This window comes from Streptomyces sp. NPDC002785 (genome assembly GCF_040295565.1).
Lineage (GTDB): Bacteria > Actinomycetota > Actinomycetes > Streptomycetales > Streptomycetaceae > Streptomyces.
Window position 1 is genome coordinate 1 of the sequence record NZ_JBEOVN010000290.1, and the last position, 6,994, is coordinate 6,994.

A 6,994-nucleotide genomic window follows, 5' to 3' on the forward strand; every position below is an offset into this window, starting at 1 on the left:
CACCACGTGATCATTCCGGGGCCGTCGCCATGCCCGGAAGGCAGATCACGACCGTCACGCATCACGCATGATCAGCCACCCGACAGGCTCTGAGGCGGCGGACCCGCAGGAGCGGATCGGAGCGCGTGCCCTCCGAGGGCTGCCCGGCCGCGCGTACGTACGCAAGGACCTGGCCGTCGCCGAGGAGCACGTGACACGCGCCGGGTTACCGGCGTACTGGCCGGCACCGACGACGGACCGGGTGCCACGTGCCCGCACGCGGGCACGCGCCCGCACGCGAAACCCGAACCCGAACCCGTCGGAACGAATCGGCGACCCGGCTCCTCTGTGGGGTGACACATCCCGTCACCACCGTCCGCCCCCGCAGAGGAGCACCCCATGAACCCCACCCGGCGCATGCCCACCACCACCACCGCGGCCGCGGCCGTCGCCACCGTCCTCGCCGCCGACGGGCTGCTGCACGTGCTCTGGTCCACCGGCACCACCTGGCCCGCGCACGACGCCAGGTCCCTCTCGTATGCCGTACTCGGCATCGACGCACCCTTCACCCCGCCCGTGGTCCTCCCCCTCGCCGCCCTGCTGTTCACCGGCGCGGCCCTGGTCACCGCCCGCGCCCGCCTGGGCCGCACCCACCGCCTGGGCCGGCTGCTCCAGGCCGGCACCGTGGCCGTCGCCTGCGGCACCGCACTGCGCGGCCTCGCCGGGATCGCCTGGGCATGCGGGCTGCGCACCGGGCTGGACGGCGGGGCGGGCGACACGTTCCACTGGCTCAACCTGGCGCTCTACACCCCTCTTTGCCTGGTACTCGCGGCAGCCGCGCTCCGGGTGGCGGCCGGGAAGGAAGCCCCGACCCGTGACCGATGACCACGACCGCACCGTCCGGCTGGTGCGTGCGGCCCAGCGCGGCGACACGATCGCCATGAACGAGCTCCTGGACGTCCTCACCCCGTACGCGGGCCGCATCTGCACGCCCATCGCCCTGGCCGACGGGCCGGACGCCGTCCAGGAGACCCTCGTCGCCGTCTTCCGCGGCCTGCGCACCCTCAAGGAACCGGCGGCGCTGTACGGATGGGTGCGCGCCATCGCCTGCCGGGAGGCGGTCCGCATCGCCCGGCGCACCGCACGCTCCGTACCCGTGGACCTCGCCGCCGTCCCCCAGCGCGGCGACCCGCAGTTGGCCTCCGACATCGGCGACGTCCTCGCCCGCCTCTCCCCGGAACACCGGGCCGTCCTCGTCCTGCGTGACGCCGAAGGCCTGGACGAGCAATCCGCCGCCGCACTCCTCGGCCTGCGCGTGGGCACCGTCAAGTCACGGCTGCACCGGGCCAGGAACTCCTTCCGGAAGGCATGGACGTCATGACCGAAACCCCTCTCCCCCAGTGGCCCACCACCCCGGAACTCGACCCGGTCCGCCGCCTGCACGCCCTCGCGGCGGGCGTCCGCGGCGCCCGCGTCACCACCCGCGAGATCCCTGCTCCCTACGCCACCGTCCACCCGCTGCTGGCCGACATCGACGGCGAACTGTCCCGCCTGGTTCCCGACATGCGCCGCCTTGAGCTCACCGGCGCGGACGGCGACCGCATCGAGGCCGTGGCCCGCAGCCGCTTCGGCATGCACGCCCGCTTCCACGGCGTACGCCGCCCCGGCTGGCTCTGGCTGCAGAGCCGCTTCGTCCTGATCGGCATGGCGGCCACCCCGTCCCCCGCCACCCCCGGCCATACCCTGGTCGCCTTCACCGGTGGCGTACGCGTCCCGGGCCGCGCGGCCCTGATCCCCGTTGCCGTGGGACGGGCCGGACGACGGGTGCTGGGGCGGCTGGAGGAGCGGGTGGCGGGATGACCGGTCAGTCCTCCACGACCAGCGCCGGAGTCTCCTTCGTCAGCACCTCGCCACGGAAGAACGCCGGGCTGAGACGCTGCATCACCAGCATCAGCACGAGACCGAGCAGCAGCAGCCCGACACCGATCACGAACACCGAGCCGACCCCGAAGACCGACGAGCCGGAGCCGTACGCCGGATTCCACATGTCGTACAGGGTCTTACCGAAGACCGCGGTGAGCAGAATGCCGCCGACGACCGGGAAGAGACCCTTGAAGAGCAGGTCGCGGCCGGAGCGGGTCAGGTCGGCGCGGAAGTACCAGGCGCAGGCGAAGGCCGTCAACGCGTAGTAGAAGCAGATCATGAGGCCGAGCGCGTAGATCGTGTCGACCAGGACGTGCTCACTGACCAGCGTCATGACCGTGTAGAAGACTCCGGTCGCCACGCCCGCCGTGACGGTGGCCTTGCCCGGGGTCCTGAAGCGCGGGTGGACGCGGGCGTACGAGGCGGGCAGGGCCTCGTACGCGGACATCGCCAGGACCGTGCGGGCCACCGGGATGAAGGTGGTCTGCAGGCTCGCGGCGGCGGAGGCCAGGACGGCGATGAAGAGCAGGACGCCGAGGCCGGGACCCATGACCGGGCCGGCGAGCGCGGCGAAGACGTTGTCGGAGGTGTCCGGGTTGGCGAGGCCGAGACCGGAACCGCCGGAGCCGACGGCCATCTGGGCGGCGACCGCGGTCGCCAGGTAGGAGCCGACGAGCACGACCATCGCGATGAGAGCGGCCCGCCCGGGGGTCTTCTCGCTGCCGACGGTCTCCTCGTTGGCGGTCAGACAGGCGTCCCATCCCCAGAACATGAAGATCGACAGCGACAGACCGGCCGTGAACGCCGCGAACGACTGAACCGCGAACGGGTTCAGCCAGGACCAGGAGAAGTGCAGCGACGAGGCGAAGTCCCCGCTGTTCGCCTTCTGTACGGCCATCGCCACGAACAGCGCGAGGACGACGAGTTGAAGGCCCACCAAGGCGTACTGGACGCCCTTGGTGGCCGTCATCCCCCGGTAGCTGATCGCCGTGGCGATCGCGATCAGGATCAGACAGGTGAGGATGTGGACGGGCTTGCTGTCGTCCAGGGCGGCGATCGAGCCGCTGCCCGTGATCTCGCCCGCGAGGAGCCAGAAGTACGAGGTGGCCACGCCCGCCAGGTTCGACAGGACGATGATCGTCGCGATGACCAGGCCCCAGCCGCACATCCAGCCGAGGCGCGGGCCGAACGCCTTCACCGTCCAGGTGAAGGACGTGCCGCAGTCCGGCATGGCCTTGTTGAGCTCGCGGTACGCGAACGCGACGAGCAGCATCGGCAGGAAGCCGGCCAGGAAGACGGCGGGCATCTGCACGCCGACCTCACCCGCGGTGGAGCCGAGGGTGGAGGTGAGGCAGTAGACGGGGGCGACGGTGGAGATGCCGATGACGGCACTGCCCATCAGGCCGACGGAGTTGCCGCCGAGGCCCTTGCCGCGTACACCGCCGTTGGCCGGGGCGGCGTCCCGGACCGTGTCTCCGGCCTGCGGCCGCGCGTCCAGCTGTGTCATGGAAAGGACGTTAAGCGCTGCGATTTCCACATCCGGAGGCTGACGCTCCGGCACTTCGTCCTTGAATTTCATGAGACAGAACGGAGACTCGGGAGTTAATCGAAGGTGTTCAGCGAAAGCGACCTACCAATGAGAGGTCGACACCCAGTCGCAGCAATGTACGAGAATCGCAGCACTGCCCGTTTTGTGGGGATTCAAAATTTTCCCGTGAGTGTCCGCTCAGCGGACACTCACGGAGCCCCGCCGGTTCAGCCCGGCCAGACAATCGCCTGGAGTTCGCTGTACGCGTACAGGGCGTACGAGCCGACATCGCGCCCGACACCACTCTTCTTGAACCCGCCGAACGGGGCCTCCATGTTCCGCCCGATGGTGTTCACGCCGACTCCACCGGCGCGCAGCTGCCGGGCCGTCCGGAAGGCGCGTGCCACGTCCGAGGACCAGACGTAGTCGATCAGTCCGTAGTCGCTGTCATTGGCGAGTGCGATGCCCTCCTCCTCGTCGTCGAAGGGGACGACCACGACGACCGGGCCGAAGATCTCCTCGCGGACGACGCGCATGTCGTTGGTGCAGTCGGCGAGGAGGGTGGGAGCGACGTAGAAGCCCCGGTCGAGTCCGGCCGGGCGTCCACCGCCCGTGACGATCCTCGCCCCCTCCTTCCGGCCGAGCTCGATGTACGACTCGATGCGGTCGCGGTGGGCGGCGGAGATGACCGGGCCGACGACCGTGTCCCTGGCCGTCGGGTCGCCCACCTTCAGATGGCCCGCGTACGCGGTGAGTTTCTCGATCAGGGCGTCGTGGGCGGCGCGCTGGACGAGGACGCGGGTCGGGGCCGTACAGATCTGGCCGCTGTAGAAGGAGAACGTGGTGCCGATGCCCGCCGCCGCGGAGTCGAGGTCCGCGTCGTCCAGGACGACGGCCGCTCCTTTCCCGCCCAGCTCCATCAACTGCCGCTTCATGGAGCGCCCGCACACCTCGGCGATGCGCTGCCCGACGGCGGTGGAGCCGGTGAAGCTGACCATGTCGACGTCGTCGCAGTCCACGGCGGCCTCGCCCGCCTCGGGGCCGGACCCGGTGACGACATTGACGACACCCGCCGGGACGCCCGCCTCTTCGAGCGCCTCGGCCATCCGGTAGACGGAGAGCGGGTCCTGCGGTGCGGGTTTCACGACGACCGTGTTGCCCATGGCGAGTGCGGGGGCGACCTTGCCGGCCGGGTTGGCCCAGGGGTTGTTGTACGAGGTGATGCAGGTGACGACGCCGACCGGCTGGCGTACGGCGAGCGCCCCGAAGACACCGGCCCGCCCCATCGGCCCGGCCTCGTTGATCTGTGGTGCGATCGCCTCCTCGACCGGTTCCAGGGCGCCCCTGGCGTACCGGCGGAAGCGGGCGGCGCCGACGGCGGCCTGCATGCCCCTGGCCGTTGACGTGGTGGCACCGCTCTCCGCCTGAGCGAGAGCGGCGTTGCCGACGAGGCCGCGCTGCATCAGGTCGGCGGCCCGGTCGAGGATCGCGGCCCGCTCCTCGGGGCGAGTGCGGGACCAGGTGGCGAAGGCCTCGCGGGCCGCTGCCGCTGCCGCGTACACCTGCTCGCGGCTCGCCTCGGGCGCGAGCCCGACGACCTCCTCGGTGGCCGGGTTGATCACCTCGTAGTGGCCGTGATCGGGTTCGGTCCACTCGCCGCCGATGAAGAGGCGCCGGCTTCTGTCGCTCATACGGTACTCACCGTCCGGGTGTCGCGGCCGGAGCGGAGCACCGTACCGGGGACCGCGCCGGTCACCTTGTCGTCCCGCAGCGTCTCCACGCCGTTGACGCGGACCGACACGATGCCGATGGCCTTGGAGTCGAGGCGCGGGCTGTCGCCGGGCAGATCGTGTACGAGGGTGGCGGGCCCGGCGTCGATGCGTTCCGGGTCGAAGAGGACGAGGTCGGCGTGGAAACCCTCCTCGATGCGGCCGCGGTCACGGAGCCCGAAGAGCCGGGCCGGGTCGTCGGTGAGCATCTTGACGGCCTGTTCGAGAGGGAGGAGTCTGCGTCGGCGCAGGCAGTCGCCGAGGAAGCGGGTGGTGTACGGGGCGCCGCACATCCGGTCCAGGTGCGCGCCCGCGTCGGAGCCGCCGAGCATGACGTCCTCGTGCTCCCAGGTCCGCCGTCGCAGCGCCCAGGAGTCTGGGTCGTTGTCGGTGGGCATGGGCCACAGCACCGTACGCAGCTCGTCGTCGGCGCAGATCTCGACGAGGCAGTGGAAGGGGTCCAGCCCGCGTTCGGCGGCTATGTCGCCCACGACGCGGCCGCTCAGCCCTTCGTTGGCCGCGCTGTACGTGTCCCCGATGACGTACCGGCCGAAGTCGGCGAGGCGGCGGAAGACGCCGGCCTCCTTGCTGCCGGCACGGCGGAGCATTTCGGCGCGGGTACCGGCGTCGCGGAGCCGTTCGATGCGTTCGGGAACGGGGAGGGCGAGGATGTCGCCCCAGCCGGGGATGAGGTTGAGGGCACAGAAGGTGCCGAGCGACATGTTCATGGGGGTGAGGATCGGCATGGTGAGTGCGACGATCCGGCCACCGGCGCGGCGGGCCCGTTCGCTGGGGACGAGCTGGCGGGGCACGCGTTCGGGGACGGCGGCATCGACGGTGAGGACGTTCCAGTTCAGCGGGCGCCCCGCGGTGGCGGTCATGTCGACGAGGAGCTCGATCTCTTCGTCGGAGAACTGGTCGAGGCAACCCGCGACGATCGCTTCGAGCTGGGTGCCTTCGTGTTCGCCGACGGCGCGGGAGAGAGCGAGGAGCTCCTCGGGGAGCGCGTGCCGGGAGGCGACCGGCTGTCCGTCACCGTCGGAGTGGGTGGTGGACTGCGTGGTGGACAGCCCCCAGGCTCCGGCGTCCATCGCGTCGTGGAAGAGCGCGAGCATGGCATCGAGTTGAGCGGGGGTGGGCTGCCCGCCGATCGCGTCGGCGCCCATGACGTGCCTGCGCAGGGCGCAGTGGCCGACCATGAACCCGGCGTTGACGGCGATCCGCCCTTCGAGGGCGTCGAGGTATTCGCGGAAGCTGGACCAGGTCCAGTCGACGCCCTCCTCCAGGGCTTTGAGGGCCATGCCCTCCACTCGCGACATCATGCGGCGGGTGTAGTCGGCGTCCTCGGGGCGTTCCGGGTGGAGCGGGGCGAGGGTGAATCCGCAGTTGCCTCCGGCGACGGTGGTGACGCCGTGGTTCATGGACGGTGTGGCGTACGGGTCCCAGAAGAGCTGGGCGTCGTAGTGGGTGTGCGGGTCGACGAAACCGGGGGCGAGGACGAGGCCGGTGGCGTCCTCCGCGGTGACGGCTTCCTCGGTGAGCGTGCCCGGTTCGGCGATGACGGCGATGCGGCCGTCGCGGATGCCGATGTCGGCGGGGTACGAGGGCCCGCCGGTGCCGTCCACGACGGTCGCTCCGCGGATGAGGTGGTCGAGCATGACGGGGGTTCCCTTCCGTGTTTCCTGGCGCGGGTACGTGGATTCCTGGCGCGGGTACGTGGATTCCTGGCGCGGGTACGTGGATTCCTGGCGCGGGTACGTGGATGTGCAGCCGGGGTGCGCACGGCCGCGGTGCG

The 6,994-nt window shown here is 70.9% G+C and carries 6 protein-coding genes; 3 read left to right on the forward strand and 3 right to left on the reverse strand.

Features of this window, described 5'->3' with window-relative positions; all coding sequences use genetic code 11:
• Window positions 1-378: 378 nt before the first annotated feature.
• Genes ABTZ94_RS35340 through ABTZ94_RS35350 form a run of 3 tightly spaced genes read left to right on the forward strand, consistent with a single transcriptional unit; the run spans window position 379 to window position 1,839 of the window.
• The gene (locus tag ABTZ94_RS35340) at window positions 379-864 is read left to right on the forward strand and encodes a DUF3995 domain-containing protein (protein WP_351207190.1); all 486 of its coding nucleotides are present in this window, start codon (window positions 379-381) and stop codon (window positions 862-864) included.
• Window positions 865-919: 55 nt separating this feature from the next.
• Window positions 920-1,360: an RNA polymerase sigma factor gene (locus tag ABTZ94_RS35345; protein ID WP_351207198.1), complete on the forward strand. Its 441-nt coding sequence runs from the start codon at window positions 920-922 to the stop codon at window positions 1,358-1,360.
• Entirely contained in the window at window positions 1,357-1,839 is a 483-nt protein-coding gene (locus ABTZ94_RS35350) for a hypothetical protein (protein WP_351207192.1), read from the forward strand. The genes ABTZ94_RS35345 and ABTZ94_RS35350 overlap by 4 nt, the downstream gene beginning before the upstream one ends.
• Window positions 1,840-1,843: 4 nt before the next feature.
• Here the strand turns inward: ABTZ94_RS35350 and ABTZ94_RS35355 are convergent, their stop codons facing one another.
• The 3 genes from ABTZ94_RS35355 to ABTZ94_RS35365 all read right to left on the reverse strand — a co-directional run bounded on the left by ABTZ94_RS35355 (window position 1,844) and on the right by ABTZ94_RS35365 (window position 6,857).
• Window positions 1,844-3,409 (reverse strand): APC family permease, encoded by a 1,566-nt coding sequence (locus ABTZ94_RS35355; RefSeq protein ID WP_351207194.1) that lies wholly within the window; start codon window positions 3,407-3,409, stop codon window positions 1,844-1,846.
• Window positions 3,410-3,657: 248 nt separating this feature from the next.
• Window positions 3,658-5,121, reverse strand: coding sequence for an aldehyde dehydrogenase family protein (locus ABTZ94_RS35360; RefSeq protein WP_351207196.1), 1,464 nt, complete (start codon window positions 5,119-5,121; stop codon window positions 3,658-3,660).
• Window positions 5,118-6,857, reverse strand: coding sequence for an N-acyl-D-amino-acid deacylase family protein (locus tag ABTZ94_RS35365; protein WP_351207200.1), 1,740 nt, complete (start codon window positions 6,855-6,857; stop codon window positions 5,118-5,120). The genes ABTZ94_RS35360 and ABTZ94_RS35365 overlap by 4 nt, the downstream gene beginning before the upstream one ends.
• Between the last annotated feature and the right edge of the window lie 137 nt (window positions 6,858-6,994).

Excerpts from the sequence above, each read along its gene's own strand:
- ABTZ94_RS35340 (WP_351207190.1), top strand. The coding sequence starts at position 379 with ATGAACCCCACCCGGCGCATGCCCACCACCACCACCGCGGCCGCGGCC.
- ABTZ94_RS35345 (WP_351207198.1), top strand. The coding sequence starts at position 920 with ATGAACGAGCTCCTGGACGTCCTCACCCCGTACGCGGGCCGCATCTGC.
- ABTZ94_RS35350 (WP_351207192.1), top strand. The coding sequence starts at position 1,357 with ATGACCGAAACCCCTCTCCCCCAGTGGCCCACCACCCCGGAACTCGAC.
- ABTZ94_RS35355 (WP_351207194.1), bottom strand. The coding sequence starts at position 3,409 with ATGACACAGCTGGACGCGCGGCCGCAGGCCGGAGACACGGTCCGGGAC.
- ABTZ94_RS35360 (WP_351207196.1), bottom strand. The coding sequence starts at position 5,121 with ATGAGCGACAGAAGCCGGCGCCTCTTCATCGGCGGCGAGTGGACCGAA.
- ABTZ94_RS35365 (WP_351207200.1), bottom strand. The coding sequence starts at position 6,857 with ATGCTCGACCACCTCATCCGCGGAGCGACCGTCGTGGACGGCACCGGC.